This is a genomic window from Sulfurimonas sp. ST-25 (assembly GCF_048079205.1).
GTDB lineage: Bacteria > Campylobacterota > Campylobacteria > Campylobacterales > Sulfurimonadaceae > Thiomicrolovo > Thiomicrolovo sulfuroxydans.
Genome location: NZ_CP182225.1, coordinates 102,079 through 128,996, shown reverse-complemented (window position 1 = coordinate 128,996; position 26,918 = coordinate 102,079). Strand labels below are relative to the sequence as shown.

Here is a 26,918-nt window from a genome sequence, read left to right as displayed (position 1 = left end):
CCTAACCGTTTTATGGTAAATTACCGCTATGAATGCCGAAACCGTACGCTCGCTCTATATCGTTTCCAAAACCCGCAATGCAGGGAGTATCCTTGTCACACTCGGCATGACGGAACTGCTGCTGCGGCTGCACGGCAGGGTCGCCTTTTTCCGGCCGCTGATCGCCGACGCCGCCGGGAAAGATCCGGATACCCTGACCATTCTCAGCCATTTCGCGCTGGAGCAGCCCTACGAGAGTGCCGTCGGCCTGACGGTCTCCGAGGCCGAAACCCTGCTCTCCGAAGGAAAGATCGACCGGCTGATCGAGACGATCATCGAACGGCACGACGCCCTGCTGGAAACCTACGACTTCGTTCTCTGCCAGGGGGTGGTCGACGATGCGCTCTCCCAGCTGATCGACTTCGACCTCAACGTCGAGATCGCCAAGAACCTCGCCGCGCCCGTCGTCGGCGTCGTCCCGGCCCGCGGCATGGATGAAACCGGGCTCAAAGAGGCGCTACGGCTCTGGAGCTACGCCATCAAGAAACAGGGCGTCTCCCTGCTGATGCTCTTTGCAAACCGCTGCGACGCCGCGCTTTATGAAGCCCACCGCCGGGACCAGAACGTCTGCCCGGAGATCCCCGAACCGGTCGTCCTGCTGCCCGAAGTCACGACGCTCGACCGCCCCAACGTCTACCAGCTTGCCGAAGGACTGGGCGCGGACATACTGATCGGCACCAACGAGCAGCTTCACCGCCTTATCGCCCAGCCCCGTATCGCCGCCATGCACCTGGAACATTTCCTGACGCATATCAGGACCGACGACCTCATCATTACCCCCTCGGACCGCGCCGATATCATCCTCGGCGCGACGGCCGCGAACTACGCCGGGAATTTTCCGGCGGTCAGCGCCGTGCTCCTGACAGGCGAAACACCCCCTGCACAAAGCGTCATTGAGCTCCTCAAGGGCCTTGACGCCATGCAGATACCGCTGCTGCACCTCCCGAAAGAGACGGTCGAGGTTGCCCAGATGGTGCGCGCCTTTCCCGCCCGCATCGATGCCGCATCGCCGAAAAAGATCGCCACGGCGCTGGGGGTCTTCAACCAGAACGTCGACGCGAAACTGATTGAGACCAAGCTCGCCGCGGCGTCGGCCGGGATCGTCACCCCGGCCATGTTCGAGCACCGTCTCTTCGCCCGGGCCGCGGGGGATCGCAAGACGATCATCCTGCCCGAAACCTCCGACGACCGCATCCTCCGGGCCGCCGACATCCTGCTGCGCCGGCGGGCCGTCGGCATCGCCCTTTTGGGCTCGGCGGAAAACATTGCGGCCCGGGCCGCCGCCCTGGGGCTCGATCTGCGCAATGCGACCATCGTCGACCCCGAAGACGAACAGCAAAAACGCCGCCTGGCCAAGGCCTATGCCAAACTGCGCGCCCACAAAGGCGTCTCCCTCGAAGCCGCCTACGACGCCCTGGGCAACACGACCCTCTTCGCGACGATGATGGTGGCGCAGGGGGAGTGCGACGGCATGGTCAGCGGGGCGACGCATACGACCCGCGAAACAATCCTCCCGGCCCTGCAGACGATCAAAACGGCGCCGGGGCAGAACATCGTATCGAGCTGCTTTTTCATGTGCTTCGACACCCGGGTCCTCGTCTATGCCGACTGCGCCGTCAACCCGGACCCCGATGCGGCCCAACTGGCGGAAATCGCGATCGCGTCGGCGGAGACGGCCCGACGCTTCGGCATTGAACCGCGTGTGGCGATGCTCTCTTACTCCACCGGGGACTCCGGGGTCGGGAGCGACGTTGAAAAAGTGCGCGAAGCGACAAAGCTCGTCCGGGAACAGCGCCCCGAACTTGCCGTGGACGGTCCCATCCAGTACGACGCGGCCATCGACCCGGAGGTCGGGGCGCAGAAGATGCCCGGCAGCACGGTGGCGGGGCAGGCGACCGTTTTCATCTTTCCCGACCTCAACACCGGCAACAACACCTACAAGGCCGTCCAGCGCTCCGCGGGCGCCGTCGCCATCGGTCCCGTGCTGCAGGGGTTGAACCGTCCCGTCAACGACCTCAGCCGCGGCTGCAGCGTCGCCGACATCGTCAACACCGTCGCCATTACTGCCATCCAGGCCCAGGAGACGCCATCGTGAAGATCCTCGTCATCAACGCCGGCAGTTCGTCGGTGAAGTTCAAACTCTTTGAAATGCGCTCGGAGCAGGTGATCGTCTCAGGCCTCGTGGAAAATATCGGCCGCGGCGACGCCCACGCCATCCTTCACGGATGCCAAGAGCACGTCCGCCTCGACCTTCCCGTCGCCGACCACGACGCCGCGCTTGCCGCGGTCCGCGACCTGCTGATCGACAACGGCTTCATCGACAGTTTCGACGCCCTCGAGGGAATAGGCCACCGTGTCGTACACGGCGGCGAGCGTTTCAGCGGCCCCGTCCGCCTCGACGACACCGTCCTGGAAGCCATCGAAGCCCTCAGTCCGTTGGCCCCCCTCCACAACCCGGCCAACGCCAAAGGGATCCGGGCCATGCGGAACCTCGCCCCCCATGTCCCGCAGATCGCCGTCTTCGACACGGCGTTTCACCACACCATGCCGCCCTCCGCCTTCCGCTATGCCCTGCCGGCGCGTTTCTACAGCGAGCTCTCCGTCCGGCGCTACGGCTTTCACGGTACCTCCCACGCCTACGTCGCCGCCGAATGCGCGGCGCGGATGGGAAAATCCCTTGACGCCGTCAACCTCATTACCCTGCACCTGGGCAACGGGGCCAGCGCCTGCGCCATCCGCAACGGCCGCAGCATCGATACGTCGATGGGCTTCACCCCCCTCGAAGGACTCGTCATGGGAACGCGCAGCGGCGACATCGACCCGGGCCTGCTCGCCTATCTGTCGCGCGAAACGGGTATGGATGCGGAGGAACTCGATACCCTCCTCAACCGTGAATGCGGTCTGAAGGGAATCGCCGGGACCAACGATATGCGCGATATCGAAAACCGGATGCGCGACGAAGAGCCCGAGGCCCTGCTCGCCTTCGAACTCTTTGTGCGCCGCATCCGAAAATACATCGGCGCCTACGCCGTGCTGCTTGACCGCGTGGACGCCGTCGTCTTTACCGGCGGCATCGGCGAACACAGCAGCGCCGTCCGCCATGCCGTCTGCAAAGGGCTGCATATCCTAGGGATCGAGACCGATAAGATGAAAAACGAGAATCTGACGGAGGAGGGAGGCGCATTCCACGCCGAAGGGAGCCGCAGCCAGCTGCATGTCATCCCCACGGACGAAGAGCACTCCATCGCACGGCAATGCCTACCGTATCTCACACAGGGAAGATAGGGACAGACAGAATATATTACGGTTGACTGCACCCATGGAACGTCCAACACAGCTGTGACATTTGAAAGGCATTTAGGAAGTTATACGGCGCGGCAGCCTTTTCGTACTTTTTTCTTCCCGGTTCGGCTTCTTTTTTGTACGAGCATAAGCGCTAAAGCGCAATGCCTGCGAGGCACTAAATGCCTCGTCGTAAAAAAGAAGGGGAACAAAGCTACGGAAAAGGTGCCTTTACATGAAAAAGAGCAACAGTCCCTTAGAACTGAATCATCCCGTCGATCGGAGATGACGCCGTCGCATAGGGGCGTTTCGGGATACGCCCGGCGAGGTAGCTCATGCGGCCCGCCATGACGGCATGCTTCATCGCCACCGCCATCGTCATCGGGTCGGATGCCTGGGCGATCGCCGTGTTGGTGAGGACCCCTTCGGCCCCCAGTTCCATCGCCGCCGCCGCATCGGAAGCACAACCGATGCCCGCATCGACAATGACCGGAACGCTGACCGCTTCGCGGACAAAGACGACGTTGTAGCGGTTCTGGATCCCCAGACCCGAACCGATGGGCGCCGCCAACGGCATGATGGCGTGCGCGCCGGCATCTTCAAGGCGCTTGGCCATAATCGGGTCGTCGGAGGTGTAAGCCATGATCGTAAAACCGTCCTTGGCCAGGACCTCGCACGCCTTGATTGTCTCAAGCACGTCCGGGTAGAGTGTCTTTTGCGTATCGCCGATGACCTCGAGCTTGATCAGGTCGATGCCCGTCGCCTCGCGGGTCAGGCGGAAGGTCGTGATCGCCTCCTCGGCCGTCGTACACCCTGCAGAGTTGGGAAGGAACTGCACGCCTGTTCCTTTGAAGGTGTCGCGCAGGTTCTCCTTGTTCGGGTCCGTAATGTTCAAACGGCGCACCGCGACGGTGATCAGCTCCGATCCCGAAGCCAGTGTCGCCTCCTTCGTCGTTTCGAAATCCTTGTATTTCCCGCTGCCCACGATGAGGCGGCTGTTGAACTCGTATTTTCCGATTTTAAGTGTATCGCTCATTGTCTCTCTCCAAAAAGTTTCCGGGTTATAACACAGCTAATCTATAACGTATCTTACGCTAAAGCCCTAACGGCACCCTCTAATCCGTCCCCGCCCTCCAGCAGGGCAGCGACGGTCCGGGGGAGCAGCTCGTACTCGAGGTCGTGGACGGCCGCTTCAAAGGCGGCGGCATCCATCGTTTCCGTGCGTTCGAAGGAGGACTGGGCGATTACGGTACCGCTGTCGAGCTCTCCCGTCACCCAGTGGACGCTGACGCCGCAGACGGTGTCCCCGCTCTCGTAGGCCTGTTCGATCGCCCGCGCCCCTTTGTACTTGGGCAGCAGCGAGGGGTGGATGTTGACGGCGCGAATGCGGTCGGTAAAGACGGGGGTCAGGATGCGCATAAAACCCGCTGTCACCGTCAGGTGGGGGCCGTACTTCTCGATCCGTTCAACGAGCACGGCATCAAACGCCTCGCGGCTTTCATAAAGCGTATGATCGATCACCTCCACAGGGACCCCGAACGCTTCCGCCCGCTTTATGCCGGGGGCCTGGGGCCGGTTCGTAATCGCCGCGGCGATCTCAATGCCGTGGGAGGGGAGGGCCTCCAGCAGTTTCTGGAGGTTTGTCCCCTCCCCGCTGAACAAAATGACGACGCGCGGCTTCATAGGCAGCAAACCCCTTCGATCAGGTCGTCCGGCGTCAGGGCATACTGCTGCCCCTTAAAGCGCCGTGCCGCCTCCGTGTGCGCCAAAGAGGCGTGGATCGCAGCATCAAGCGGCGTGTACCCCTGGGCCAGCAGGGCCCCGACAAGGCCCGAAAGGACGTCACCGCTGCCACCCTTGGCCAGGGCGTTGGTGCCGTGGGGATTAACATAGAACTGATCCCCCTGCCCAATAATGACGTTGGCACCCTTGAGCAGCAGCACCGCATCGGGGTAGGCACGGCAGAAAGCTTCGACAAATTTGAAGCGGTCTTGCTGCAGGCCCCGCACATCGGTCGTGGCGATGCCCGTTCGGCTCAGCAGGGTCGTAAACTCTTTGGGGTGCGGGGTAAGGACGATGCGCTTGCGCTTCAGGAGTTCCCCCAGCATCGGGTGCGCGAAGATATCCGCGTCGCAGACCAGGGGGATGTCATTGTCTATCCGCTCCCGCAGCTCCTGTTCGGCGAACTCCTGCCCCAGCCCCATCCCGATGGCGACGGCGTTGACCGTTTTCGGACGCAGGTGCGACTGCATCAGTTCATAGGGGATGGCGACCTCCTCGTTCGAGAGCAGGGTCACCAGCCCCACGCCGAAGCGCAGGGCCGCCTTGCCGGCAATAATGGCCGCCCCGCTCTTTTCGCCGCAGACGATGCCGAGATGACCGAAGCTCCCTTTGTGCACATCGGCGTTTTCGCGCAGCGGCAGGTGCAGGTCGTCACGCTCCAGCAGCTTCCAGGGTGTCTCTTTTTCGTAGAGGCTGCGCGACACGCCGAGCTCGGCTACCGTGATCTCGCCGACGGCGTTTTTAGCCGCGTCACTGAACATGCCGCGCTTGAGCGCGCCCATCGTCACCGTCAGGTCGGCACGGAAGACCACCGTATCGCAACTCCCTCCGCTGCGCAGCCCCGTCGGTATATCGCAGGCGAGTTTGAAAGCCCCTAGGGCGTTCATCAGCTTGATCAGCCCGATGATCCCGCTGCCCAGCGGCCGTCCCAGGCCGCTGCCGAAGATGGCGTCAACGAGCACATCGCACGGTGTAATCGCGTCGACGACCGGCACGCCCAGCTTCTGCAGTCGCTCATACTGCAGACGGGCCATCGGCGATTTCACCTCCAGCGGCAGCACGACTTCGACATGGTAGACCCCATGCAGCAGACGGGCCAGCGCCAATCCGTCGGCACCGTTGTTGCCCGGGCCGCAGACGATCACGACGCGGCTGCCCGCGCCGAAGCGCTCCCTGACTGCACCCGCCATCGCTTCGGCGGCATGCTCCATCAACAGCTCTTCGCTGAGTCCATAGGCGTCGTAACAGCGTCTGTCCAGGGAGTCTACTTCGTCGAATAGGTTCTGCATGGGGATTCCGTTTTTAGCATATTATAGCCGATTCGGCTAAAAACGGATCGGGGGGTGCGCGGGGTTACCGCCGCTCGACGACGTCGTCGAGATCGAGCCGATAATGCTCGGGCTGGGGGTTCAGGCGGTAGCCGAAGGCGACGATCAGGGCGACGGAACGGGCAGGCTCCATCGCAAGCAGCGCTTCGACCTTCGCTTTTTCAAACCCTTCGATGGGACAGCTGTCGATCTGCAGCGATGCCGCCCCCGTCATCATGTTCGCCGCGGCCAAGTAGCACTGCTTGTGCGTCCACGCCTCGATCGCCTCGCGGCTGTGGAACTGCGGCCCCATATGGTCGGCGTAGACGCCAAGGTAGCGCTCGTAAGCCTCCTCGGGGAGTCCCCGCCGCGCAAACATCGCACGGACGTACTCCGTGCCCGGTTTGATGCACTCGTTGTCCGCCGTGATAATGAGCAGGTGGCTGGATTCGGTGATCTGGGGCTGGTTCCAGCAGAGCGGGCGCAGGGCCTCGCGCAAGGCCGTGTCCGCCACCACGAGAAAGCGCCACGGCTCCATCCCGAACGACGAGGGGGACATCCGACCGAATTCGAGGACCTGTTCAAAGGTCGCTTCAGGGATCTGCTGATCCGAAAAACGTTTACAGGCGTGGCGGAAGGCCATCGCGTCGGCAAAATCAGTCACCGAGTCTCCTTTGGACGGCATGGACGGCATCGTCCAGCTCGAAATAGAGCGGGTTCTGCCCGCCGATCTGCGGCAGATGCGCACGGTATTTCAGATAGACGCCCCACGGGCCGGGCGATTTATGCGGCCGGCCGCGCTTGTGCAGCTCGAAACTGACGCTGGCGTTGATCAGCCCTTTGAGCAGCAGGATCTCCGGCGTCTTCTGCGAGCGCACGGGAAACCAGATATCTTCCAGCGCCTCGTGGGCGTCGTAATAGCGCTCCTCGTCCAGGCAGGCGAGAAACGCGTCGACGTGTTCACGCGTCAGCATTGTCTTTGACCTGAAGGTATTTGCGCCAGTAGCCGCGCCCGCCCCGCAGGGAGATGCAGTGCTTGCCGGGGAACCGCTTGCGGAACTCCGGCAGACGCTCTTTGGAGGCCTTGCCCGTGTCGCAGTAAAAGACGAAAACGGAGCCCTCCGGCTCCTGCTCCAGCATCGGCGGATTGTATGTGACCGTCTCGGCATGGTCGATGGGGTTAAGGATCGTGTCGATCAACAGGACCCTGACACCTTCGGCCTCGAGACGCTTCTTTTCGCGCAGGTACTCTTCCTGCGTCCATTCCAGGGGAAATTCACTCATGGCGACACTCTAGCAGGGGCGGGTTGAAAGAAACGTTAGTGTCGCATGTTATTCTGACACCATCCGGTTTCTTTCATAAAAGGGATGCGCTAGAGGTCCACGCCGTCCCAGAACTCGTCATAGTCGAGGTCCGTCATCGGGTCCGTCTCCTGTGAGGCTTTGTGCAGGAGCTGCTGTTCGGCCGCTTCGAAATACCCCTGCAGGGCCTCCTTGATGATGACGGCGGGCTCTTTTTTCAGCAGAGCGCTGTAGGTCTGAAGCGCTTCGACCGTTTCGTGGTCGAGAACGAATTTGATCTCTTCGTGCATCCGGGTCTCCTCATGCGTAGAATCATGGCAGAAACTATAACGGATTTTACCCGCAAGCCGCTACAATGGCTTATGGCAAAAAAGAAAAAGAAGCTGACCCGCCTTAACGCCTCCATCCGCCGCTATTTCGACGGGGACGGTTTTGACGAAGGGATCGAACGCGTCGACACGGCGACCCTTGGCGAGCTCGTCCAGACGCTGGGATACATCCCCGAGAGCTGGGAGCGCGAGGCGCTTGTCCGGACGCTCCGGCGCCTCTGGAGCGACGCCGATATCGACATGAGGCAGGCGATCACGGCCTTCTTTACCGCCGAGGGGCGTGTCTACCCCTCCCCCAACACCAAAGAGCCCTCCGTCGAACGCAGCGAAAAGATCGACGCGATTTTGGAGACGATGGACGTCACCCCCTCCGAAGCCCGCGCCCTGCACAACAGCTTTATCGAAGTACGCACGAAGAAGATCACGCCCGAAAAGATGGAGGCGAAGCTCGCGCACCTGCGCTTCGAGCAGAAACGCGCTCGCATCGAAAAAGCGTGCGAGGGGCGTTTCGACCTTGACGACCGTTTCGAGTTCAACGCCCTGCTCGATTACGACCTTTTCGGGGAGCAGTTCCGCAAGATCCACCCCCTGAAAACCCCCGCCTTCTCCTTCACCTACCTTAACGACAGCGACGAGGCGGAGCTGGTCGCGGAGATCACGGCGGCCAAGGCGGAGGTGACGCAGCAGAAGCAGGCCGAACTGACCGCGTTCCTCGCCACCCTCGACGCTTCCCACCCCTACCTGAGCCCAGAGCAGATCGTCCAGACCCTCAAAAGCGCCCCGCCCGACGGCCGCCTGACCCTCCCGCCGCTGCCCGACAGCCTCCTGCGCACCGTTTTGGAACGGCAAACCCCGCTCAGTACGATGCTGCAGACCGACGAAGAGATCGTTTTGGGCATCCGCGACGGCTTCACCCCGGAGGGGTTCAAACACCCCGTCGAGCACGAAGCCCATCTCTCCTTGCTTCGCGACCCCATCCTCGCCGCCGTCTGGCGTGGCGAGCCGGTCGACGTGACCGGCGGGCTCGATACGGCGCTGCAAAACGAGCGGGAAGCCTTTGGCGCGCAGCTGCAGACCCTGGCAGACGAGTGCGCCGAACTGGCCAAACTATTGAGCCCCTCCCGCGACGAGATCCTGCAGTGGCTGGAGGGCGAACTTGCCGAACACCTCGGCGAGCACCTTGGCATCAACTCCAAACTCTGGCGCAAGACCATTTTTCACTGGGAGCGCCACATCCACGACGCCCTCTTGAAGCGCCAGCGCCAGGAGTTGCTCGCACGCACCATCCGCGACTTCAAAAACCTCTTCCCCCTCGCCCGAGAACTGCGCCGCAAGCTCATCTTTTACACCGGCCCGACTAACAGCGGAAAGACCTGGCGGGCGATGCAGGCGCTGGAAAAGGCCGACACCGGCTACTACCTCGCCCCCCTGCGGCTGCTGGCGCTTGAGGGGTACGAGTCCCTGCGCGAACACGGCATCGGCGCCTCGCTCATTACCGGGGAGGAGCAGATCATCGACGAGGAGGCGACGCATATCAGCTCCACCATCGAGATGCTCGATTTCAACACGGACGTCGACGTCTGCGTCATCGACGAGGTCCAGATGCTCGGCGACCGGGACCGGGGGTGGGCCTGGGCGAATGCCATTATCGGCGCCCCCGCCAAGACCGTCATCATGACCGGCTCGGAGAATGCCGTCGACGCGGTGCAGAAGCTGGCCGACTACCTCGGCGAACCGCTGGAAATCGTGCACTGCGAACGCAAAAACCCGCTGGAGCTGATGACCCAGGCCACCCCCGTCACCCATATCCAGCCCGCCACCGCCGTCATCGCTTTTTCGCGCAAAGAGGTGCTGCGGCTCAAACAGCAGCTCGCCCAGCACTTCCGCGTCAGCGTCGTCTACGGCAACCTCTCCCCCGAAGTGCGGCGGGAGGAGGCGCGCCGTTTCCGCGAAGGGGAGACGGAGGTCCTTGTCGCCACCGACGCCATCGCTATGGGGCTCAACCTCCCCATCCAGACGATCCTCTTCTCCCGGGGCGACAAGTTCGATGGCGAGAACCAGCGCCCGCTGACCGCTTCGGAGATCCACCAGATCAGCGGGCGGGCCGGCCGCTACGGCATCAAGGAGAAGGGACACGTCGGCGCGATCCGCCCAGACGTCCTCTCCATGATCCACAAACAGTTCCACAAACCCGCCCGCCCCGTGACGGTCCCCTTCAACGTCATGGCCAACCTGGAACACATCAAGCTCGTCGCAGGGATTTTGGAGGAGGAGTCGCTTGCGGAGATCCTCACCTTCTTCGTCAAGAACATGCAGTTTACCGGCCCCTTCCGCGCCGCCAACCTCGAGTCCATGCTCGAAGCCGCCGCCATCGTGGACCGCTATGAGCTCGACCTGACGGCGAAGTTCCACCTCGCCGCCGCGCCGCTGACGCTCAAATCGCCCTATATCGTCGCAGCCTACGAGCGCTACGTGCGTTCGCTGGCCCAGGCCAAACCGATCGCCTATCTTCCCCCCGCGCACCTGGGTGAATACGCCCTCACGACCGACGAACTCCTCGAAGCCGAGGACCGGGTCAAGGAGATATCCCTCTACCTCTGGCTCGCCTACCGCTTCGCCGACGCCTTCGTCGATACGGACAAGGCCCGCGAATGGCGCGGCACCCTCAACCGTTTCATCGAGAGCTCCCTGAAAAAGAGCGAGTTCGTCCCCCGCTGCCGCCAGTGTACGAAACCACTGCCGCTTAACTCCGAATACGCCATCTGCCAAAGCTGTTTCCGCCGCCTCAACCGCGAAAAACGCAGCGGCAAAAGCACCAAACAGGGAAAATTCCGGACCTAACCCGTCACCGCCAGGAGGAACCTCATGTCAAAAACTTCCGCTGCCGTCCTTGGCCTCTTTATCTTTCTCGGGCTCGGGCTTTTCGGCTACCTGCTCTCCACCGCCGCATTGACCGTCAAGGGAATGGAGCGGGTCGTCACCGTCAAAGGGCTGGCCGAGCGCGAGGTCACCGCTGACAAGGCGATCTGGCCCATCAAATTCGACGAAGCCGGCAATGACCTCGGCTCCCTCTATGCGACCGTCGAACGCAAAAGTGCCGCCGTCACAGCCTTTTTAAAGGCGCATGGCTTCAGTGAGGAAGAGGTCACTGTCTCATCCCCCTCCATCGTCGACCGGCAGGCACAAAACTACGGCAATACGGCCAATATCGCTTTCCGCTACACGGCCTCAACAGTCGTCACGGTCTACAGCGAACGCATCGACGCCGTCCGCCAAAGCATGCGGGAGATCGCCGACCTGGGCAAAGACGGCATCGCGCTCTCCGGACAGAATTACCAGAACCGTACCCAGTTCCTCTTTACCGGGCTCAACAGCCTCAAACCCTCCATGATCGAGGAGGCAACACGGAACGCCCGCGTCGTGGCCGAGAAGTTCGCCAAGGACTCCGCCAGCCGCCTGGGAAAGATCAAGACCGCCCGCCAGGGGCAGTTCTCCATCACCGACCGCGACAGCTCCACGCCCTATATCAAAAAGGTCCGGGTCGTCTCGACCGTCGAATACTACCTCTCCGATTGAAAAAGAGCGATGCGTAGCATCAGTTCTGCTCTCCCTTAAGCAATTAATATATATACTGAGTTTATATAACAGATTTATCTGACTTATATTAGAGGGGATTCTTCCCCGCTAGTCACTTCAAAGTCTGTTTGAGGAGGCATGAAATGCAAATAGTTATGACGATAGCGGCCTCACTGCTAAGCGTGGCTGCGGCAATGACCATCTTCGGTTGCGGGGGTGGCGGAGGCGGAAACAGTAGCCCGGATATTGTGCTGTTCCAGTTCTCCGGTGATGCCAACGGTTACGAACTCTGGAAAAGCGACGGGACGGCAAGAGGCACTGTACTCGTCAAAGACATCAATCCCGGTACAAACGGCAGTTATCCGGATGCCATTACTTACAGTGAGGGCACCTTCTACTTCAATGCCATAGACGAAACAAACGGCCGGGAGCTCTGGAAGAGTGACGGTACCAGCGCCGGAACCGTCCTAGTCAAAGACATCTACCCCGGTGCAAACGACAGTAATCCGATCAAATTCAACGATGTCAACGGCACCATCATGTTCCGGGCCTTCACTAGTCTCGGACACGAACTCTGGAGGAGTGACGGTACCGAAGCCGGTACCGTCCTGGTCAAGGACATTTACCCCGGTAGCATCGGCAGTTTTCCGAACTTCCCCGCCGTCCTCAATGCTACCCTCTTCTTCAGGGCCGGCGATAACAGTGGACACGGCACTGAACTCTGGAAAAGCGACGGCACCGCCGACGGTACTGTACTGGTCAAGGATATCTATTCCGGCACCGGAAGCAGTAATCCGGCAGAGCTCACCGCCCTCGGAAACACCCTCTATTTTCAAGCTGATGACGGGACCAGCGGCTACGAACTCTGGAAGAGCGACGGCACCGAAAACGGCACACTCCTCGTCAAAGACATTGCCCCTGGCAATGCCGGCAGCAGCCCAGCAGAGCTCACGATCGTTGGTAGCACCCTCTATTTTATAGCCGATGACGGAAGCAACGGCTACGAACTCTGGAAAAGTGACGGGACCGAAACCGGTACTGTGATGGTCAAGGATATCTATGCCGGTGTGAGCACCAGCCAGCCCTATGCCCTCACGGATGTCAACGGTACACTCTTCTTCACCGCTGACGACGGCGTTCATGGCAACGAACTCTGGAAAAGCGACGGGACTGAAACCGGTACCGTCATGGTAAAAGACATTTACAGCGGCAGCTCCGACAGCACACCCGATGAGCTTTTCAACATGAACAGCACCGTCGTTTTCCGCGCCAGTGACGGGACGCACGGTTATGAACTTTGGAAAAGTGACGGTACCGAAACCGGTACCGTCATGGTGAAGGACATTTACAGCGGCAGTACGGGCTCATACCCGCTCTCTTTCATCATGGTAAGTGACACACTGCTCTTCTTCGCCACCGATGCCGAGAGCGGCGGCGTGTGGAAAAGCGACGGTACCGAAGCGGGAACGGTGAAACTCAAAGCGGGGAACTACCCGGATTGACCCCGCAGACGGGATCTTGCCTGCGCCGCGCGACCAGGCAAGACGCATCTATTTCAGCAGGTCGCTGTAGTCGTAGTGATAGGGGCGCAGGTGCAGCTTGCCGCCGCGCGTGAGGATACGGGTATCCTCGTCGGCCCGGGATTCGAAACGCTCTTTGACACGTTTGCGGTGCTTTTTGCCGTACCCCTTTAACTTCATGAAGTCCTTGAGGGAGACGAGATCGTCAAAGTCGTCGTCCGCGAACGGGTCGGTGCTGTCTGCCGCCACCTCTTCGTTGGCGTCATCTTCGTCGGTGCCCTCGTCGATTATGCCGTCTTCGAACTCCTCCTCGGACAGCGGTTCGGGGGCGGCTTCGACGATCTCCGCCGAGACCGCCTCTTCGACGACGGCCGCGGCCGCCTGTTCGGGCAGCAGTTTTGACGCAAAGACCTGCAGCACATTTTTGAGCTGCTCGTCGCGCTCCTTGTAAATCTGCTCGACCTTTTCGCGCTCGGCGATCAGCATCGCTTCGCGCTGGTCGCGGAGGCGGTTCACTTCCGCCTCGAGCTGCTCGTTCTTCGTCTTGAGACGCTCGTTCTCTTTCTCGATGTAATCGTGGAAACGGCTGTCCGCCGCCGGTGCCGGCTTGGCGTCGGAGAGCAGAACGTACTTCACGCCGTTCTCGATAATGCTGTTGAGGGTACCGCGGCGGATCCGGTTGTGGATCGCCTCTTTGGAGACCTTAAAATGTTCCGCCGCCTCCGCGACCGTCATCTTGGACATCACTCGCTCCTTTCAGCGCATGTTTTCAAAGACGAGCGGAGCATCCCACTCCATCCCGCGGATCGCACGGATCGCTTTTTGCAGGTCATCAAGCTGCTTGCCTTTGACCCGGATATGATCCCCTTCGATCTGCGCCGTCACCTTGAGCTTGAGGTTCTTGATCTCTGCGGCGATCTTTTTCGCCTCTTTGGCCTCGATGTAGTCGACCACCTTGAAGACCGTTTTGCGGTTGCCGCCGCTGCTGTCCTCGACTCCCTGTTTGTCCAGGACATTCGACGTCAGCCCCCGTTTGAGCAGTTTTCCGATGACGATGTCCTCCAGCGCCTCGAGTTTGTTGTCGCTGGCGCTTACTAACGTCAATGTTTTGGCTTTTTCGCTGTAATCGATATCGGCGGTGAGCCCCTTGAAGTCGTAGCGGGTCGCCACCTCGCGCTCGGCCTGGACGATGGCGTCTTTGAACGCCTGCATGTCGATCTTGGCCGAAATATCGAAACTGTGCTCTTTTGCTGCCATATAACACCTCTGTTTGTCATTCAAACCGATTATAACAAAATGAGCTTAAGGGGTTTGGCCGCGGGGGCTGCCGCCGGGGAAGAAAGATTAAAAACTTGGCGCTCCGAAGTCCAGACCGCCGAAACCGCCCATCATGTTCGGGTCCATGAACCCCTCCATGCCGCTTTTGGAGCGCAGCATGTTGATGTCCTGCTTGGGTGCGATCCCCTGGGGACAGACGGGAACACACTCGTTGCAGAGCGTACAGTCCCAGATGCCGTTTTGCTGGACCGCCTCGAGCTTGCCGCGCACATCCGCCGTCCGGGCGTCGCTGACATAGCGCCAGCTGCGTGTCAGGGCAAAAGGCCCCTCGAAATCCGGCTTAACGGCGTAAACCGGGCAGGCGCTGTAGCAGGAGCCGCAGAGGATACAATCGCTTTGCAGCTCATTCGCCTTCTCATCGGCGTGCCCCATGCGGATCGCACCGCTGACCGGATCGATCCAGGCCTGCGCCCCGGCATTGAACGCCAGAGGACGGTCCATATTGACAACGAGGTCCCGGAGCACCTCGGCGTTGCGCAGCGGTTCGATGAGATCGCCGTCGGCAGGCTTGTGGCTGCAGGCAAGGGCTTCGGTGCCGTTGACTCGCACGGCGCAGCTGCCGCAGACGCTTGAGCGGCAGCCCGAAGCAAAGGTCAGGGTCGGGTCGACGTGCGTCTTGATGTGGGTGAGAAGCTCCAGCAGCGTTCCTTCGACATCGACGTCATAGGTGACGGTTTCGTCACCTCTTTTGACAGCAATTTTCATCAGTCGCACCACTCCACTTCGTTGTCATCCTCGTCATCCCAGTAGGGGTCTTCGCATACGGCGTCCTCCCACTCCTCCGGTTCCTCCTCGAGGAAATCCTCATCAATATCATCCGAACAGATCATTGGAAATCGAAACATAGTCCCTCCTCTTTGATGCAGCTGAGCGAGTGCACGGCCAGGGCCGCATCCGCTTCCGGGAAATCACCGCGGTAGTGCGCCCCCCGGCTCTCTTCCCGGCGCAGCGCTCCCTCCGCCACCGCTTCGGCCACGGTGAGAAGGTTGACGAACTCCAGGAAATCCGTCCGGTTGGTGTTGTAAGCCCCGCTGCGATCCGCAACGCCCATCTTCGGCAGCTCCGCCTGCATCGTCTTGACCGCTTCCAGGGCCCCCTGCAAACCTTCGGCGTCGCGCACCAGGCCGACCTGCTCGTAAAAGAGCGTCGCCAGGGTGTCGCGGCGGGCATAAAAATCGACCTCGGGGGCTTCATTGAAGCACGCCTCCAGTTCCGGAGCTTCCGCCGCGGCCGCCGGCGCAACCCCGTTGCCGCTCTGCGCCGCTACTGCCGCATTCGTCCCCGCCTGGCGGCCGAAAACGATCAGCTCCAGCAGAGAGTTTCCTCCGAGGCGGTTCGCGCCGTGGACACGGTGGTTGGCGCATTCGCCCGCGGCGAAGAGTCCCGCAACAGCGGTCTGCGAATCCGCACCAACCTCGATGCCCCCCATCGTGTAGTGGGCCACCGGCTTGATCGGAATGGGTTCAGTGACCGGGTCGACCCCTTCGTAGCGCTGCGCGAGCTTGCGCTCCTGGGGAAGTTCACCATCAATGAAGGCTTCGCCGAGGTGGCGGATGTCGAGGGTGACCTTTTCGCCTGCCATGATCTGGTCGTGGATGGCCCGCGCCACTTTGTCGCGTGGAAGGCACTCGTCGATAAAGCGTTCCCCTTTGCCGTTGAGCAGGTAGCCGCCCGCGCCGCGTGCACTCTCAGAGATAAGGATGGAGGAGCCCGCCAGCCCCGTCGGGTGGAACTGCACGAACTCCATGTCGCTGAGCCGCGCACCGGCCCGCAGCGCCGCCGCGTGGCCGTCGCCGCTGCTGCCGGCGGCATTGGTCGAGTGGCGGCCGTAGAGCTTGCTGTAGCCGCCGGTCGCGAGGATCACCGTCCCGGCCATGTACACTTCAACCTCGCCGCTGCGGACATCGAGGACCTTCACCCCGCAGGCCCGATCCCCTTCGACGATGATGTCGAGCAGGAAACGTTCGTTGTAAAAGGGGATGCCCGCGCGGTTGCACTGGTCGTAAAGGGTGTGCAGGATCTTCAGCCCGCTGTAGTCCTGGGCGTAACAGGCCCGCGGGGCGGAGGCGCCGCCCAGGCGCCGCTGGGCGATCTGCGCATCGTCATTGCGGCTGAAAGGCACCCCGATCGCATCCAGCCACCGCAGCGCCTCGATCCCCTCGCTGCAGAGCGCCGCCACGGCCGCCTCGTCGGCCAGCCCCTGGGCGGATTTGAGGGTATCGGCGATGTGTGCCTCGACGCTGTCTTCGCCCGCATGGCCCAGCGCCGCGTTGATGCCCCCCTGCGCCATACAGGTCTGCGACCGGGTGGGGTAACTCTTGCCGAGCACCGCCACCGATGCCCCCGCCTCTTTGGCGGAGAGTGCTGCCGCCATGCCCGCACCGCCGCCGCCGACTACTAATACATCAACCATTCCGCTCCTTTGAAGGCCGCAATTTACCGCGCATCATAACCTAGGAAGCGTTGCGTCCGATTTAAAGAAAACCGCTTTCCTATTCGTCAAAGATTTCCGCAACGCCGCGGCGGGAGGAGCCGATCTTTTCGATCCGGCCGAACCCGATAAGGAAGTAGGTCTCCTTGGTGACCACCTCATCAATACCGCCCTGCGCGTTATAACCGATCAAAACGCCGTATTCGTCCTCGTCTTCAAGCTCGAAGGAATCGAGCTGCACGATCCGCCGGATCGTCGGCGTATGGAAGGTCTCCTGCAGTTCAGGCAGGGTAGACGCTTCCGGTCTGCTGATATACATTTTGCGTTCCTTCTTGGCCAGGCCGACAGGTTTGATCTCCACCCGCGTCCGATCTTTGAGCAGGGAGGGAATGTTCAGCACGACGGAGAGGGCATCATAGGGACTGTAGAAATCAAGCACCTCCGTCTTGCGCTTGATTTTCTGGGTCTGCTTCTCCACCAGGCGCATGCTCATCGCGTCAAAGGTCGTCTCCGTCACCGTCTCGTTCTTGTCCTGAAAGCGGGTGACCGTCTCGGCTTCATGGTCGAAAACGTACACGTTGGATTCGGTCGTTTTGTCGTTCGTCTGGTAGAGCTCGAAGGTATCGGAAACGTACATACCGTCCACAATACGCCCCCGGCTGACAAAACGGTCCCGCTCATGCCCGGAGATTTCCGCGGCCAGCCCCGTGGCGTAATCCTCGACGATCATACGGTACTCATCCCCGCGCTCGGCGATGGTGATCTTCGCCTCCCCGACCTTCCCGAAGAGCGAGAGCATCACCTTGTAGCGGGTCGTCTCCGCCTCCGAACCCATCAACGCCGATAAAAAAACAAACAGCAACAGCAGACTTTTCATACGCACATTATAGTACAATCACGGCATGAATTCCGCCATCGTTTCGGTGCTGGGGATCTATCTCTTTATCGGCGTGGGCTACCTGGCCAAGCGCAGTTTCAAAGAGCAGATCGACGAGCGCACCATTACCCTGCTCTCGGTCTACTTTCTGCAGATTTTCCTGACCCTGTGGGGGCTGCTCAAACGCCCCATCGACACGACGCTGCTGCAGACGCCGCTGCTTTACATCGGCATCACCCTCTCCCTCGTCGCCGTGACAATGTTCGCCTCGCGGCTGCTCTTTGCCGACGTGAAGGAGCGTTCCATCGCCACGGTCGCGGCGCTGATCGGCAATACGGGCAACCTCGGCATCCCGCTGGGCATTGCGCTCTTCGGCGAGGAGAGTGTCCCCTATACGACCATCATCAACCTCGCCAACGTCTTTTTCGTCTACACCTTCGGCGTCTATTACTACTCGCGCGGCAACTTCAGCGTCCGCGATTCGCTGCTGAACATCGTCAAGCTCCCCGTGCTCTGGGCCGCCCTCGTCGCCATCGCCCTTAACCTCGGCGGCTACCGCCCCTCCGGGACGGTCGAGGAGACGCTGACGATGGGCGCCTACGCGTCAATGGTGATGCAGCTCGTGCTCTTCGGCATCTACCTCTATGACACAAAGATCACCGAACTCAACCGCGTGCTGATCGGCTGGGTCAACGGCCTGAAGTTCCTCGCCGTCCCCGCCGTCACCTACGCCATTTTGTCCCTGACCGACCTGCCGGAAATGGTCAAAGGCATCCTCTTCATGGAGATGCTGATGCCCCTCGCCGTCGCCAACGTCAACCTGGCGTCGCTCTACGACTGCCGCCCCAAGGCACTGACGGCCCTCGTCTTCATCACCTCCGTCCTCTTCCTGGGGATCATCTTCGCCGCCATGCGCTACGTGCCGTGGCTGACCATCTGAGTATCAAAGGAGAAGCTATGCTTGAACTGACCGATGCCACCTACTCGCAATTCGTCGCCGAAATGGACCAACCGCTGTTTATCGACTTCTACTCCCCGACCTGCGGCCCCTGCCAGCAGGTGCTCTCACAGCTTCCCGCCCTGGAGAAGCACTTTGAGGGCAAAGCGGTGATCGCCAAGGTCGACGTCACCCGCAACCCGAAGCTCGCCGCCAAATACGAGATCCGCAGCGTCCCGTTCTGCGTCAGCATCGGGGCAAAAGACAAGATGGTAAAGGATTATGAACTGGGTGCCGCCGCGCCGGCGCGCTATATCCGCATGATCGAAAAGGCGCAGGGGAAAGGGCTCCTGGCCCGGCTGTTCGGAAAGTAGCCTACTTCAGACGGTAGATATTTTCGTCGGGTACGATGCAGTAGACCTCGTGGATGCGGGTGTCGTACCGCTCTTTGACGACGACTTCCATGCCCAGGGACTCCGCATGGGCTTTGAGCTCGGAGAGAATGTCATCGTTGCCCGTCGTGATCTCGACGAGCAGATCCCCCTTATAGCCCGAGTAGGTGCGGATGTCGCGGATGGGAAACTCAAGGGCAAAGCGGATCATCTGCTTGCGTACGTCGGAGAGCTCCTCATGGGACGCCTCCAGCGTCGACGCCGACTTGCCGTACTGCCGCTGCATGAAATGCGGCATTTCCTCTTCATTTTTGTTTTGGTCGTCCGCCATCGTCGCCTCCTTGCTTTTTCACATAGTATCATATTTGCCGGCCGTTTCACTATAATGGTAACCATGAAGACACCGCTATGGACCATCCCCAACACCCTCAGTCTCTTCCGCCTGGCCTGTGCCCCGTTTCTCGTTCTCTCGGGGCTCGCGGAGAGTGCCGTCCCCTTCTTTACGATCCTCTCGCTTATGCTCGTTTCCGACGCCCTCGACGGCTTCCTGGCCCGCCTGCTCCACCAGACAAGCGTGCTGGGGGCGAAGCTAGACAGCTACGGCGATTACGCCACCTACATGGCCGTCACCCTGGGGGCCTGGCTGCAGTGGCCTGAACGCATCGAACGCGAGGCCCCCGTCATTCTCCTGGCCGTCGCCGTCTTTATCCTGCCCGCCGTGGCAAGCATCCTGAAATTCAAACGGTTTGCCAGCTACCACACGTGGATCACGAAGCTCTCCGCGATCCTGATGAGCCTCGGAATCTTCGCCCTGCTCGTCTTTGACCTCTCCTGGCCCTTCTACATCGCCGTGGCCGTGCTTGTGCTCGAAGCGGTGGAAAATATCGCCATCACGCTGACCCTCGACGTGCCGGAGACGGACATCCGCTCCTGGTGGCACCTGCGCACGCGGCGCTAGAACGCCTGCGCGATCAGCCAGTAGCGCGCGACCCGCAGGCTTCCGGCGATGAGAATGAACCAGACAATATTCAGCCGCACCAGCCCCGCGACGAGGGTCAGCGGGTCCCCGATGATCGGCAGCCAGCTCAGCAGCAGGGCCGCATAGCCGTAGCGGTGCCCCACCGCGAGCGCTTTGCGCCCCGTTTTGCTCGCTTCCAGTTTCGTATGGCTCTTTTCGTAGAGCCAGAAGCCGAGCAGATAGTTGACGAGGATTGCAAGGATGTTCCCCGCGGAGGCCGCCGTCAGCGCCGTCGCATGCTCCATCCCGGCCGACAGGGCGGCAACGAGGGCGGCTTCGGAACTAAAAGGGAATAACGTAGCGGCGAGAAAAGCGGAAATAAACAGTGTCAATATCATTTGGTACGCCCAAAGAGCAGAGCCCTTCCGGCTACGCTAACGCTGTGTTTGCGTTGTCCTCGGACTGCGCCCTGCGGAATTCCGCTTACACTACATCGGCGGCAGGCGCCCCGAAGGAAGTGCCCCCGGGGTACCCGCATGCCTTCGGCACTTTTCTCGGGCCTATCCACCGACACTTCACTGTTCGACGAAGGTGCGGATGTTGTCAATGACCTTGGCGATCAGCGCATCGCGCGCCTCGACGGAGGTCCAGGCGATGTGCGGGGTGATGTAGAGGCGCTCTTTGTGCTCGATTTCCATCAGCGGGTGGCCCGCGTTCATCGGCTCTGTTTCAAGGACGTCGAGGCCGACATAAATCGGTTTGGCGTCGATGATGGCCGCGAGAGCGCGCTCGTCGACGATCCCGCCGCGCCCGAGATTGAGCAGTGTCGCCCCGTCTTTCATGATGAGCAACTCGGAGTGGCCGATCAACCCCTGCGTGGCAGCGTTGAGCGGTGCGTGGACCGAGACGACGTCGCTCTCCTCGAGCAGGCGGCTCAGGGTCACTTTTTCATAGTCGGCGTTGGCGTTTTTGCCCGAGGTGGAGTAGTAGCGCACCTCTGCCCCGAAGGCCTTGGCAACGGCGGCGACACCCCGGCCGATCTCGCCCAGCCCGATGATCCCCCAGGTCTTGCCCTTGATCTCGTGGAAGGGACGGCCGACATGGGTGAAAACCTCGCTGCGCGCCCAGTCGCCGTTTTTCACGTAACTGTCGTAGTAGCGGCTGTGGCCCAGAAGGTAAAAGAGCATGGAGAAGGTGTGCTGGATAACGGAATCGGTCGAGTAGCCGGCAACGTTTTTGACGGCGATGCCGCGCGCCTCGGCGGCGGGGATATCGATATTGTTCGTTCCCGTCGCCGCCACGCAGATCAGCTTCAGCGTCGGGGTCGCGGCCATCATCTCGTCGGAGATAACGACCTTGTTTGTGACGATAACGTCGGCGTTAGCAATGCGCTCCGCTGTCTCTTCCGGCGCCGTCGTCTCGAAGGCTTCGACTTCGCCGAATGCGTCAAAACCGCCGAGGTCCGTCTCGCCGAAGGTGAGGGTATCGAGCAGGACGATTTTCATCAGTGGTCGCTTACTTTCTCGATGATGGTCCGCGCCTTGGCCAGCGCGGCCTCCGGCTCGTCATAGACCAGCGCGACGGCAAGGCGGCGGCCCGGGTGGGACTCGGGCTTGCCGAAGACGCGTACGTAGCTGTTATCATCGAAGAGCGTATCGTCGACATCGACGACCGGGGCGAAGGATTCCGCCGTCGCTTTATACGCCGCCGACGCGCCGCCGCCGTAGAAGGTGAAGCCCAGGGGCAGGCCGAGGACGGCGCGCAGGTGCAGGGCGAATTCGCTCTGGCTCTGGGTGATGAGCGTGACCATGCCCGTGTCGTGCGGGCGCGGGCTCACTTCGCTGAAGTAGACCTCGTCACCCTGGATAAAGAGCTCCACGCCGAAGATGCCGCGGCCGCCGAGGCCGTCGGTGATCGCCTTGGCGATCGCCTGTGCCCGCTCCTTGGCCACCTCGCTCATCTGCATCGGCTGCCAGCTGAAGACGTAGTCGCCGTCGCGCTGGATGTGGCCGATGGGCTCACAGAAGACCGTCTCGAACCCGTTGCGCGCCGTGAGCATCGTGATCTCGTAATCAAAGGCGATAAAGGCTTCAACGATCAGCTCGCTCGCATCGCCGCGCGCCTCTTTGGCCATCTCCCAGGAGCGGTCCAGGTCCGCTTCGCTCTTCATGACGCTCTGGCCGTGGCCCGAGGAGCTCATGACCGGCTTGACGACGCAGGGGTAGCCGAGGCGGCCCGCTGCCGCCTCCAGCTCCTCGCGGGTTTTGACGAACTCGTAGGGACCGGTTTTGAGTCCCAGCTCCTCCGCGGCGAATTTGCGGATGTTCTTGCGGTTCATCGTTTTGCTGACCGCTTCGGCGTTCGGGATGACGTGGAACCCTTCCGCTTCGGCCTTGAACAGTGCGTCGATGCTGATCGCTTCGATCTCGGGGAGGATGAAGTCGGGCATCTCGGAGCGGATCAGCTCCAGCACCGCCTCGGTGTCCTGCATGTTCACGACGTGGGAACGGTGCGCGACCAGGTGGGCGGGAGCGCCCTCGTAACGGTCGACGGCGATCACCTCAATCCCCAGGCGCTGTGCCTCGATGGCGACCTCTTTGCCGAGTTCCCCCGAACCCAGCAGCATGATACGAACGGAATTGCTTTTTAACGGCGCGGTAAACAGCATCATAAGATCCTTAAAATCAGATGCCTAATTGTAACGAAGGGAGCTAAAAAAGAGCGGTGCCCTACTCGTGGTAATGGGCGCAGGTGGTATAGTCGAAATTCTTGATGAGATTGGCGAGATCTGCGATACTGACGGGCTCTTTCAGACGGCGGCGGTTGTGATGGTCCACGCAGTAGGCACACCCTTTGTGTTCGCTGTAGTCGTCGCTGGCGCTGAGGATAATGACCCGCTGCTTCGGGTCGAGACTGTCCATCAGTTTCAGTGCTTCCGTACCGGCTTCGAGGGCGAAATCGACAATGACGACCTTGTATCGGCCGACGGCGTACTTGGCTTTGAAATCCTCGAAGGTAGAGACGTAATCGACATGATGGTGGTACTGGTCGCGCAGGATCTCTTCTCTGGCGTACGTAGCAAGGCCCTGTTTGTCAATAAGGAGGAGGTTCATAATGAGAGTGTATCCAAAAAGCCCGGAGGCTTTCGGGATTAGAGGCGTGACTCGTAACGGCGCATCATATACAGACGTTTGAGCATTTTCTTGCGTGCAGCAATTTTCTCTTTTTTCAGCTTTTCGGTCGCTGTTTCGTGGAAACGGCGGGCGCGCGCTTCCGTAACGACGAGGTTACGGTCAGTCTGCTTTTTGAAGCGACGGTACGCAGCATCGAAGTTGTCATCTTGACGAAGAACGATACCTGGCATTCACATCACCTACTTTCTTTAAAATTTGGACGCGAAGTATAACACAATCCGCATCCGAATGCAAAGGTGCCCTTATTCCCAGACGAAAACGCGCATCGGCGTGTCGTCGCGGTTGGCCCACTCTTTCATCGACGCATCGTAGAGTTTCGCCTGCGCGAACCCGAGCACGCGGTACACGACGAAGTAGTTCATCGACGCCTCCAGCCCGCCGGTGCAGTAGACGATGAGCGGCGCGCTCTTCTTCAGCCCCAGCCCCTTTTCCAGCATGGCCGAGAGCTCCGCCTTCGGCTTGAGGCGGTTTTTCGGCGTCACGTTATAGCGCCAGAAATAGCTGTGCGCCCCGCTGATGTGCCCGGCGCGTTTGAGCATCCCCTGCTTCTCGGCCCCGAAATAGAAAACCGCCGGGCGCGAGTCGATCATCGCCGTTTTGTCCAGGGAGGCTTGTACCTCATCCAGCGTTGCGATCATCCCCCCATCGGTCGCGACGGAAAAGTCACCGGAACCGTCCGCCGTCGCCGTCGCGGAAAGCTTCCCGCCCGCAGCGGTGTAGGCGGGAAGGCCGCCGTCAAGCAGGGCGCTGTTTTTGAACCCGGCATACTCCATCGCCCAGAGCACGTAGGTCGCGCGCAGTAGGTCCTTGTTATCGAGGTGGTGGGAGTAGACGACGACTTTGGAATCGCTGCCGATCCCCAGACGGCGCATTTGCGCCTGCAGCGCCGCGGCGCTGCGCACTTCGGCGTGCTTGCCGACCCCCTGGCGCCACAGCTCGATGCTGGCACTACGCGCGCCGGGGACGTGCCCCTCCTCGTAAGCTTCCGGGGCGGAAACATCTACGATCACAAGGTTCTTATCCTCCGCATGCTTGACGAGCCATTCGCCCGTTACGACCGGTTCCATCGCCAGCAGCGAAGCCGCCAGCGCCATCAGAATCATCAGGTTACGCATCAATTTTTGCCTTTTCAGTACAGATGTTCACGCTTGAAATACTCCTGCGGCACCCCGCAAAGCGGACAGGCCTTGGGCGGCTTCTTGCCGCGGTGGATGTGGCCGCACACCTCGCAGACCCAGATCTCCTCGTCCGCGCTCGCAAAAAAGCCGTCGTCGATCATCGCTTGTTTCAGCGCGGCGTATTCGCGTTCGTGCTCGACCTCGACCTTGGCGATGGCGTTGAAGAGCCGGGCAAGGGCCTTGTGCCCCTCCTCCTCGGCGATCGCGGCGAAGTTGGGGTACATCTCCGTGTGTTCGTAGTGTTCCCCTTCCATCCCCGTCTCGAGGTTCTTCATCGTCGCTTCGACCTCCTGCCCCTCCATCATCTTGTGATAGGCCTTGTACTCGGCCCGGGCATGCCACATCTCGTTGAGTGCCGCTTCGCGGAAGTGGCGCTCGATCGCATGCCACCCCTCTTCGCGGGCGATGTCGGCAAAGAGGTCGTACTTGTTGCGCGCCATCGATTCGCCGGCATAGGCCTTCATCAGGTTGACGGCTGTCAGGTTCTCGGTGACACACTCCATCTCCTGGCCGCAGCAGGTCAGGGTGCCCCCGCCGACATGCTGTACTTCCACTTCGTTCCCGCAAACGCTGCATTTGTAGGTCTCATACTGTTTCATCTTCTGCTCCTTCTCTCCCGGCGGTCTTCCCGCCGCGCTATGGCACTCCGGGCGAAACGGCCCGGCACCGGCCTCAAGACAATCAAATCAGTCACCATTATAGAACGTTGGCTCTTTTCCGATGCTTACAGTTAAGGAGAAAAATTATCCTTTAGTTTCACCTCATCTCGAAGCCCCCAACGGGCTACATTGCGCTAAAATGCCCTTATGATTTCCCAGGACTCCATCGACGGGCTCAAATCCCGGATCGACATCGTCGACGTCATCGGTAACTATGTCGAACTGAAGAAAGCCGGCGTCAACTACAAGGGGCTCTGTCCCTTCCACGACGAAAAGAGTCCGAGCTTCTCCGTGAGCCCCTCCAAACAGTTCTACCACTGTTTCGGCTGCCAGGCGAGTGGGGACGCCATCAAGTTCGTTATGGAGTACGAAAAGCTCACCTACCCCGAGGCGATCGAGAAGCTCGCCGGCCAGTACAACTACAGTCTCGCCTACACCCAGGGAGAGCCGCGCCAGCAGCGCTCCCAGCTGATGGAGAAGCTCAACGACTGGTACCGCAGCCTGCTGGACAAGACGCCCACGGCGATACAGTACCTGCGTGATCGCGGCATCTATGAGTCGAGCATCGAGCACTTCGGCATCGGCTATGCCCCCACGTCGCACTTGACCCTGGGCTTCATCAAGCAGAACCAGTTCTCCATGGCCGAAGCAGTCGAGCTGGGGGTCGCGGGCGAAAGTGAGGGGCGCGAATACGCTCGCTTCATCGAGCGCATCACCTTTCCCATCCATGCCCCCAACGGCGCCATCGTCGGCTTCGGCGGCCGTACCATCACCGGCCACCAGGCCAAGTACGTCAACTCCCCGCAGACGAAACTCTTCAACAAGTCCCGTCTACTCTACGCCTACAACCACGCCAGGGAGAGCATCCACAAACGCAAGGAGATGATCGTCACCGAGGGGTACCTCGACGTCATCATGCTGCACCAGGCCGGCTTCACCCAGGCCGTGGCAACCCTGGGGACGGCGCTGACCAGCGAGCACCTCCCGCTCCTGCGCAAAGGCGAACCGCGCGTCATCATGGCCTACGACGGAGACGCGGCGGGGCGCAATGCGGCCCTCAAGGCCTCGAAACTGCTCAGCGCCGCGGGCTTTGACGGCGGCGTCGTTCTTTTCGAAGGGGGACGCGACCCGGCGGACATGGTCAAAGAGGGGCGCGTCGAGGAGCTCGGCACGATGTTCCGGCAGCCCCGCCCCTTTATCGATTTCGTGCTGGAGACGACGCTGGGGCAGTACGACCTGGCCAACCCCCGCGCGAAGGAGCAGGCCCTCGCGGAGACGACCGCCTACCTCAAAACCCTCTCCCCGCTGATGCAGGAGGAGTACAAGCGCCACCTCGCCGCGCGCATGGGCATCTCGCCCGGGCTGGTGCGGGTCGGAAGCCAGCCGGTACGAACAGCAGCGCCCACGGCCCCCGTCACGGCACCCTCAGCCCACCGCGACCTCTGGGAGCTCTCCCTTATCAAAACGGTGCTGGAACGCCCCGGCGTCGTCGACGCGCTGCTGGATTTCATCTCGCCGCAGATGCTGCGTTTTCACGCCCGGGAATTCGCCACGGCCCTGCAGGGCGACAGCAGCACCCCGGAACTTATTCACATCGTCATGGACGAAGCCGTCCCCGTTTTCCCCGACGACGAAACCCTCAAGAGCGAACTGCTGATCTTTCTGCGCAAATATTATGAACATCGCCGCCAGGCGGTGATGCGCGATCCTTCCATCCCCAGCGATAAGAAATACTTCTTAAATCGTCAGATTCTCGGTAAAATTGCGAAACTCAAAAAAGGTGAACTGGTGGGAATAGACGCCTAGGCGCGCTCCTG

The 26,918-nt window shown here is 60.9% G+C and carries 30 protein-coding genes; 9 read left to right on the top strand and 21 right to left on the bottom strand.

Features of this window, described 5'->3' with window-relative positions:
- Window positions 1–28: 28 nt before the first annotated feature.
- The gene (gene pta / locus ACM66T_RS00670; RefSeq protein WP_231019677.1) at window positions 29–2,134 is read left to right on the top strand and encodes a phosphate acetyltransferase; all 2,106 of its coding nucleotides are present in this window, start codon (window positions 29–31) and stop codon (window positions 2,132–2,134) included.
- Window positions 2,131–3,324 (top strand): acetate/propionate family kinase, encoded by a 1,194-nt coding sequence (locus ACM66T_RS00665; protein WP_231019676.1) that lies wholly within the window; start codon window positions 2,131–2,133, stop codon window positions 3,322–3,324. Before pta ends, ACM66T_RS00665 begins: the two co-directional genes overlap by 4 nt.
- Window positions 3,325–3,577: 253 nt before the next feature.
- Here the strand turns inward: ACM66T_RS00665 and ACM66T_RS00660 are convergent, their stop codons facing one another.
- The 7 genes from ACM66T_RS00660 to ACM66T_RS00630 all read right to left on the bottom strand — a co-directional run bounded on the left by ACM66T_RS00660 (window position 3,578) and on the right by ACM66T_RS00630 (window position 8,002).
- Entirely contained in the window at window positions 3,578–4,357 is a 780-nt protein-coding gene (locus ACM66T_RS00660; protein ID WP_231019675.1) for a thiazole synthase, read from the bottom strand.
- A gap of 53 nt (window positions 4,358–4,410) precedes the next feature.
- Window positions 4,411–5,004 (bottom strand): phosphoribosylglycinamide formyltransferase, encoded by a 594-nt coding sequence (purN, locus tag ACM66T_RS00655; RefSeq protein ID WP_231019674.1) that lies wholly within the window; start codon window positions 5,002–5,004, stop codon window positions 4,411–4,413.
- Window positions 5,001–6,392 (bottom strand): NAD(P)H-hydrate dehydratase, encoded by a 1,392-nt coding sequence (locus ACM66T_RS00650; protein WP_231019672.1) that lies wholly within the window; start codon window positions 6,390–6,392, stop codon window positions 5,001–5,003. Before ACM66T_RS00650 ends, purN begins: the two co-directional genes overlap by 4 nt.
- Before the next feature lie 64 nt (window positions 6,393–6,456).
- Window positions 6,457–7,074, bottom strand: coding sequence for an NAD(P)H-dependent oxidoreductase (locus tag ACM66T_RS00645; protein WP_231019670.1), 618 nt, complete (start codon window positions 7,072–7,074; stop codon window positions 6,457–6,459).
- Complete coding sequence (locus ACM66T_RS00640; RefSeq protein WP_231019669.1) at window positions 7,067–7,384, bottom strand: DUF309 domain-containing protein; 318 nt, start codon at window positions 7,382–7,384, stop codon at window positions 7,067–7,069. Before ACM66T_RS00640 ends, ACM66T_RS00645 begins: the two co-directional genes overlap by 8 nt.
- On the bottom strand, window positions 7,371–7,694 hold the full coding sequence (locus tag ACM66T_RS00635) for a hypothetical protein (protein WP_231019668.1): 324 nt from the start codon (window positions 7,692–7,694) through the stop codon (window positions 7,371–7,373). The genes ACM66T_RS00640 and ACM66T_RS00635 overlap by 14 nt, the downstream gene beginning before the upstream one ends.
- Before the next feature lie 89 nt (window positions 7,695–7,783).
- Entirely contained in the window at window positions 7,784–8,002 is a 219-nt protein-coding gene (locus ACM66T_RS00630) for a hypothetical protein (RefSeq protein WP_231019667.1), read from the bottom strand.
- Window positions 8,003–8,074: 72 nt separating this feature from the next.
- Here ACM66T_RS00630 and ACM66T_RS00625 point away from each other — a divergent pair, with 72 nt between their 5' ends.
- The 3 genes from ACM66T_RS00625 (at window position 8,075) to ACM66T_RS00615 (ending at window position 13,119) form a co-directional block, all read left to right on the top strand.
- A complete protein-coding gene (locus ACM66T_RS00625; protein WP_416768673.1) occupies window positions 8,075–10,882 on the top strand; it encodes a helicase-related protein in 2,808 nt (935 codons plus the stop codon).
- Window positions 10,883–10,906: 24 nt separating this feature from the next.
- On the top strand, window positions 10,907–11,617 hold the full coding sequence (locus ACM66T_RS00620; RefSeq protein ID WP_231019665.1) for an SIMPL domain-containing protein: 711 nt from the start codon (window positions 10,907–10,909) through the stop codon (window positions 11,615–11,617).
- 143 nt (window positions 11,618–11,760) lie between these two features.
- Window positions 11,761–13,119 carry an ELWxxDGT repeat protein gene (locus ACM66T_RS00615; protein ID WP_231019663.1) on the top strand — a complete coding sequence of 453 codons (1,359 nt, stop codon included), beginning with the start codon at window positions 11,761–11,763 and terminating at the stop codon, window positions 13,117–13,119.
- A 48-nt stretch (window positions 13,120–13,167) separates the two neighbouring features.
- Here the strand turns inward: ACM66T_RS00615 and ACM66T_RS00610 are convergent, their stop codons facing one another.
- The 6 genes from ACM66T_RS00610 to ACM66T_RS00585 all read right to left on the bottom strand — a co-directional run bounded on the left by ACM66T_RS00610 (window position 13,168) and on the right by ACM66T_RS00585 (window position 17,783).
- Window positions 13,168–13,881: a hypothetical protein gene (locus ACM66T_RS00610; protein ID WP_231019661.1), complete on the bottom strand. Its 714-nt coding sequence runs from the start codon at window positions 13,879–13,881 to the stop codon at window positions 13,168–13,170.
- A 12-nt stretch (window positions 13,882–13,893) separates the two neighbouring features.
- On the bottom strand, window positions 13,894–14,394 hold the full coding sequence (locus ACM66T_RS00605; protein ID WP_231019660.1) for a YajQ family cyclic di-GMP-binding protein: 501 nt from the start codon (window positions 14,392–14,394) through the stop codon (window positions 13,894–13,896).
- A gap of 87 nt (window positions 14,395–14,481) precedes the next feature.
- Window positions 14,482–15,180: a succinate dehydrogenase/fumarate reductase iron-sulfur subunit gene (locus ACM66T_RS00600; RefSeq protein ID WP_231019659.1), complete on the bottom strand. Its 699-nt coding sequence runs from the start codon at window positions 15,178–15,180 to the stop codon at window positions 14,482–14,484.
- Entirely contained in the window at window positions 15,180–15,320 is a 141-nt protein-coding gene (locus ACM66T_RS00595) for a hypothetical protein (protein WP_231019658.1), read from the bottom strand. Before ACM66T_RS00595 ends, ACM66T_RS00600 begins: the two co-directional genes overlap by 1 nt.
- Window positions 15,302–16,888 carry an FAD-dependent oxidoreductase gene (locus ACM66T_RS00590; RefSeq protein ID WP_231019657.1) on the bottom strand — a complete coding sequence of 529 codons (1,587 nt, stop codon included), beginning with the start codon at window positions 16,886–16,888 and terminating at the stop codon, window positions 15,302–15,304. Before ACM66T_RS00590 ends, ACM66T_RS00595 begins: the two co-directional genes overlap by 19 nt.
- 79 nt (window positions 16,889–16,967) lie before the next feature.
- A complete protein-coding gene (locus ACM66T_RS00585) occupies window positions 16,968–17,783 on the bottom strand; it encodes a DUF3108 domain-containing protein (protein ID WP_231019656.1) in 816 nt (271 codons plus the stop codon).
- A 25-nt stretch (window positions 17,784–17,808) separates the two neighbouring features.
- Here ACM66T_RS00585 and ACM66T_RS00580 point away from each other — a divergent pair, with 25 nt between their 5' ends.
- Window positions 17,809–18,723 carry an AEC family transporter gene (locus ACM66T_RS00580; protein ID WP_231019655.1) on the top strand — a complete coding sequence of 305 codons (915 nt, stop codon included), beginning with the start codon at window positions 17,809–17,811 and terminating at the stop codon, window positions 18,721–18,723.
- Between the two features lie 17 nt (window positions 18,724–18,740).
- Entirely contained in the window at window positions 18,741–19,094 is a 354-nt protein-coding gene (locus tag ACM66T_RS00575) for a thioredoxin family protein (RefSeq protein ID WP_231019654.1), read from the top strand.
- A gap of 1 nt (window position 19,095) precedes the next feature.
- Here the strand turns inward: ACM66T_RS00575 and ACM66T_RS00570 are convergent, their stop codons facing one another.
- On the bottom strand, window positions 19,096–19,443 hold the full coding sequence (locus tag ACM66T_RS00570) for a hypothetical protein (protein WP_231019653.1): 348 nt from the start codon (window positions 19,441–19,443) through the stop codon (window positions 19,096–19,098).
- A 63-nt stretch (window positions 19,444–19,506) separates the two neighbouring features.
- On the opposite strand from ACM66T_RS00570, the gene ACM66T_RS00565 reads away from it, so the two are divergent.
- Window positions 19,507–20,070: a CDP-alcohol phosphatidyltransferase family protein gene (locus tag ACM66T_RS00565; protein ID WP_231019651.1), complete on the top strand. Its 564-nt coding sequence runs from the start codon at window positions 19,507–19,509 to the stop codon at window positions 20,068–20,070.
- Here the strand turns inward: ACM66T_RS00565 and ACM66T_RS00560 are convergent.
- The 7 genes from ACM66T_RS00560 to ACM66T_RS00530 form a co-directional block, all read right to left on the bottom strand.
- Entirely contained in the window at window positions 20,067–20,462 is a 396-nt protein-coding gene (locus ACM66T_RS00560) for a YqaA family protein (protein WP_231019649.1), read from the bottom strand. The two genes, ACM66T_RS00565 and ACM66T_RS00560, sit on opposite strands and share 4 nt — an antisense overlap.
- Before the next feature lie 183 nt (window positions 20,463–20,645).
- Window positions 20,646–21,575: a D-2-hydroxyacid dehydrogenase gene (locus tag ACM66T_RS00555; protein ID WP_231019648.1), complete on the bottom strand. Its 930-nt coding sequence runs from the start codon at window positions 21,573–21,575 to the stop codon at window positions 20,646–20,648.
- Window positions 21,575–22,738, bottom strand: coding sequence for a formate-dependent phosphoribosylglycinamide formyltransferase (gene purT / locus ACM66T_RS00550; protein ID WP_231019647.1), 1,164 nt, complete (start codon window positions 22,736–22,738; stop codon window positions 21,575–21,577). Before purT ends, ACM66T_RS00555 begins: the two co-directional genes overlap by 1 nt.
- Window positions 22,739–22,799: 61 nt before the next feature.
- The gene (locus ACM66T_RS00545) at window positions 22,800–23,183 is read right to left on the bottom strand and encodes a hypothetical protein (RefSeq protein WP_231019646.1); all 384 of its coding nucleotides are present in this window, start codon (window positions 23,181–23,183) and stop codon (window positions 22,800–22,802) included.
- A gap of 38 nt (window positions 23,184–23,221) precedes the next feature.
- Window positions 23,222–23,434 carry a 30S ribosomal protein S21 gene (rpsU, locus tag ACM66T_RS00540; RefSeq protein WP_231019645.1) on the bottom strand — a complete coding sequence of 71 codons (213 nt, stop codon included), beginning with the start codon at window positions 23,432–23,434 and terminating at the stop codon, window positions 23,222–23,224.
- Window positions 23,435–23,506: 72 nt separating this feature from the next.
- On the bottom strand, window positions 23,507–24,379 hold the full coding sequence (locus ACM66T_RS00535; RefSeq protein ID WP_231019644.1) for a sulfurtransferase: 873 nt from the start codon (window positions 24,377–24,379) through the stop codon (window positions 23,507–23,509).
- 14 nt (window positions 24,380–24,393) lie between these two features.
- A complete protein-coding gene (locus tag ACM66T_RS00530; RefSeq protein WP_231019643.1) occupies window positions 24,394–25,041 on the bottom strand; it encodes a ferritin family protein in 648 nt (215 codons plus the stop codon).
- 207 nt (window positions 25,042–25,248) lie between these two features.
- Here ACM66T_RS00530 and dnaG point away from each other — a divergent pair, with 207 nt between their 5' ends.
- Window positions 25,249–26,907 carry a DNA primase gene (gene dnaG / locus ACM66T_RS00525; protein ID WP_231019641.1) on the top strand — a complete coding sequence of 553 codons (1,659 nt, stop codon included), beginning with the start codon at window positions 25,249–25,251 and terminating at the stop codon, window positions 26,905–26,907.
- The last annotated feature ends 11 nt before the right edge of the window (window positions 26,908–26,918 follow it).

Excerpts from the sequence above, each read along its gene's own strand:
- pta (WP_231019677.1), top strand. The coding sequence starts at position 29 with ATGAATGCCGAAACCGTACGCTCGCTCTATATCGTTTCCAAAACCCGC.
- ACM66T_RS00660 (WP_231019675.1), bottom strand. The coding sequence starts at position 4,357 with ATGAGCGATACACTTAAAATCGGAAAATACGAGTTCAACAGCCGCCTC.
- purN (WP_231019674.1), bottom strand. The coding sequence starts at position 5,004 with ATGAAGCCGCGCGTCGTCATTTTGTTCAGCGGGGAGGGGACAAACCTC.
- ACM66T_RS00650 (WP_231019672.1), bottom strand. The coding sequence starts at position 6,392 with ATGCAGAACCTATTCGACGAAGTAGACTCCCTGGACAGACGCTGTTAC.
- ACM66T_RS00640 (WP_231019669.1), bottom strand. The coding sequence starts at position 7,384 with ATGCTGACGCGTGAACACGTCGACGCGTTTCTCGCCTGCCTGGACGAG.
- ACM66T_RS00635 (WP_231019668.1), bottom strand. The coding sequence starts at position 7,694 with ATGAGTGAATTTCCCCTGGAATGGACGCAGGAAGAGTACCTGCGCGAA.
- ACM66T_RS00630 (WP_231019667.1), bottom strand. The coding sequence starts at position 8,002 with ATGCACGAAGAGATCAAATTCGTTCTCGACCACGAAACGGTCGAAGCG.
- ACM66T_RS00625 (WP_416768673.1), top strand. The coding sequence starts at position 8,075 with ATGGCAAAAAAGAAAAAGAAGCTGACCCGCCTTAACGCCTCCATCCGC.
- ACM66T_RS00620 (WP_231019665.1), top strand. The coding sequence starts at position 10,907 with ATGTCAAAAACTTCCGCTGCCGTCCTTGGCCTCTTTATCTTTCTCGGG.
- ACM66T_RS00615 (WP_231019663.1), top strand. The coding sequence starts at position 11,761 with ATGCAAATAGTTATGACGATAGCGGCCTCACTGCTAAGCGTGGCTGCG.
- ACM66T_RS00610 (WP_231019661.1), bottom strand. The coding sequence starts at position 13,881 with ATGTCCAAGATGACGGTCGCGGAGGCGGCGGAACATTTTAAGGTCTCC.
- ACM66T_RS00605 (WP_231019660.1), bottom strand. The coding sequence starts at position 14,394 with ATGGCAGCAAAAGAGCACAGTTTCGATATTTCGGCCAAGATCGACATG.
- ACM66T_RS00600 (WP_231019659.1), bottom strand. The coding sequence starts at position 15,180 with ATGAAAATTGCTGTCAAAAGAGGTGACGAAACCGTCACCTATGACGTC.
- ACM66T_RS00595 (WP_231019658.1), bottom strand. The coding sequence starts at position 15,320 with ATGTTTCGATTTCCAATGATCTGTTCGGATGATATTGATGAGGATTTC.
- ACM66T_RS00590 (WP_231019657.1), bottom strand. The coding sequence starts at position 16,888 with ATGGTTGATGTATTAGTAGTCGGCGGCGGCGGTGCGGGCATGGCGGCA.
- ACM66T_RS00585 (WP_231019656.1), bottom strand. The coding sequence starts at position 17,783 with ATGAAAAGTCTGCTGTTGCTGTTTGTTTTTTTATCGGCGTTGATGGGT.
- ACM66T_RS00580 (WP_231019655.1), top strand. The coding sequence starts at position 17,809 with ATGAATTCCGCCATCGTTTCGGTGCTGGGGATCTATCTCTTTATCGGC.
- ACM66T_RS00575 (WP_231019654.1), top strand. The coding sequence starts at position 18,741 with ATGCTTGAACTGACCGATGCCACCTACTCGCAATTCGTCGCCGAAATG.
- ACM66T_RS00570 (WP_231019653.1), bottom strand. The coding sequence starts at position 19,443 with ATGGCGGACGACCAAAACAAAAATGAAGAGGAAATGCCGCATTTCATG.
- ACM66T_RS00565 (WP_231019651.1), top strand. The coding sequence starts at position 19,507 with ATGAAGACACCGCTATGGACCATCCCCAACACCCTCAGTCTCTTCCGC.
- ACM66T_RS00555 (WP_231019648.1), bottom strand. The coding sequence starts at position 21,575 with ATGAAAATCGTCCTGCTCGATACCCTCACCTTCGGCGAGACGGACCTC.
- purT (WP_231019647.1), bottom strand. The coding sequence starts at position 22,738 with ATGCTGTTTACCGCGCCGTTAAAAAGCAATTCCGTTCGTATCATGCTG.
- ACM66T_RS00545 (WP_231019646.1), bottom strand. The coding sequence starts at position 23,183 with ATGAACCTCCTCCTTATTGACAAACAGGGCCTTGCTACGTACGCCAGA.
- rpsU (WP_231019645.1), bottom strand. The coding sequence starts at position 23,434 with ATGCCAGGTATCGTTCTTCGTCAAGATGACAACTTCGATGCTGCGTAC.
- ACM66T_RS00535 (WP_231019644.1), bottom strand. The coding sequence starts at position 24,379 with ATGCGTAACCTGATGATTCTGATGGCGCTGGCGGCTTCGCTGCTGGCG.
- ACM66T_RS00530 (WP_231019643.1), bottom strand. The coding sequence starts at position 25,041 with ATGAAACAGTATGAGACCTACAAATGCAGCGTTTGCGGGAACGAAGTG.
- dnaG (WP_231019641.1), top strand. The coding sequence starts at position 25,249 with ATGATTTCCCAGGACTCCATCGACGGGCTCAAATCCCGGATCGACATC.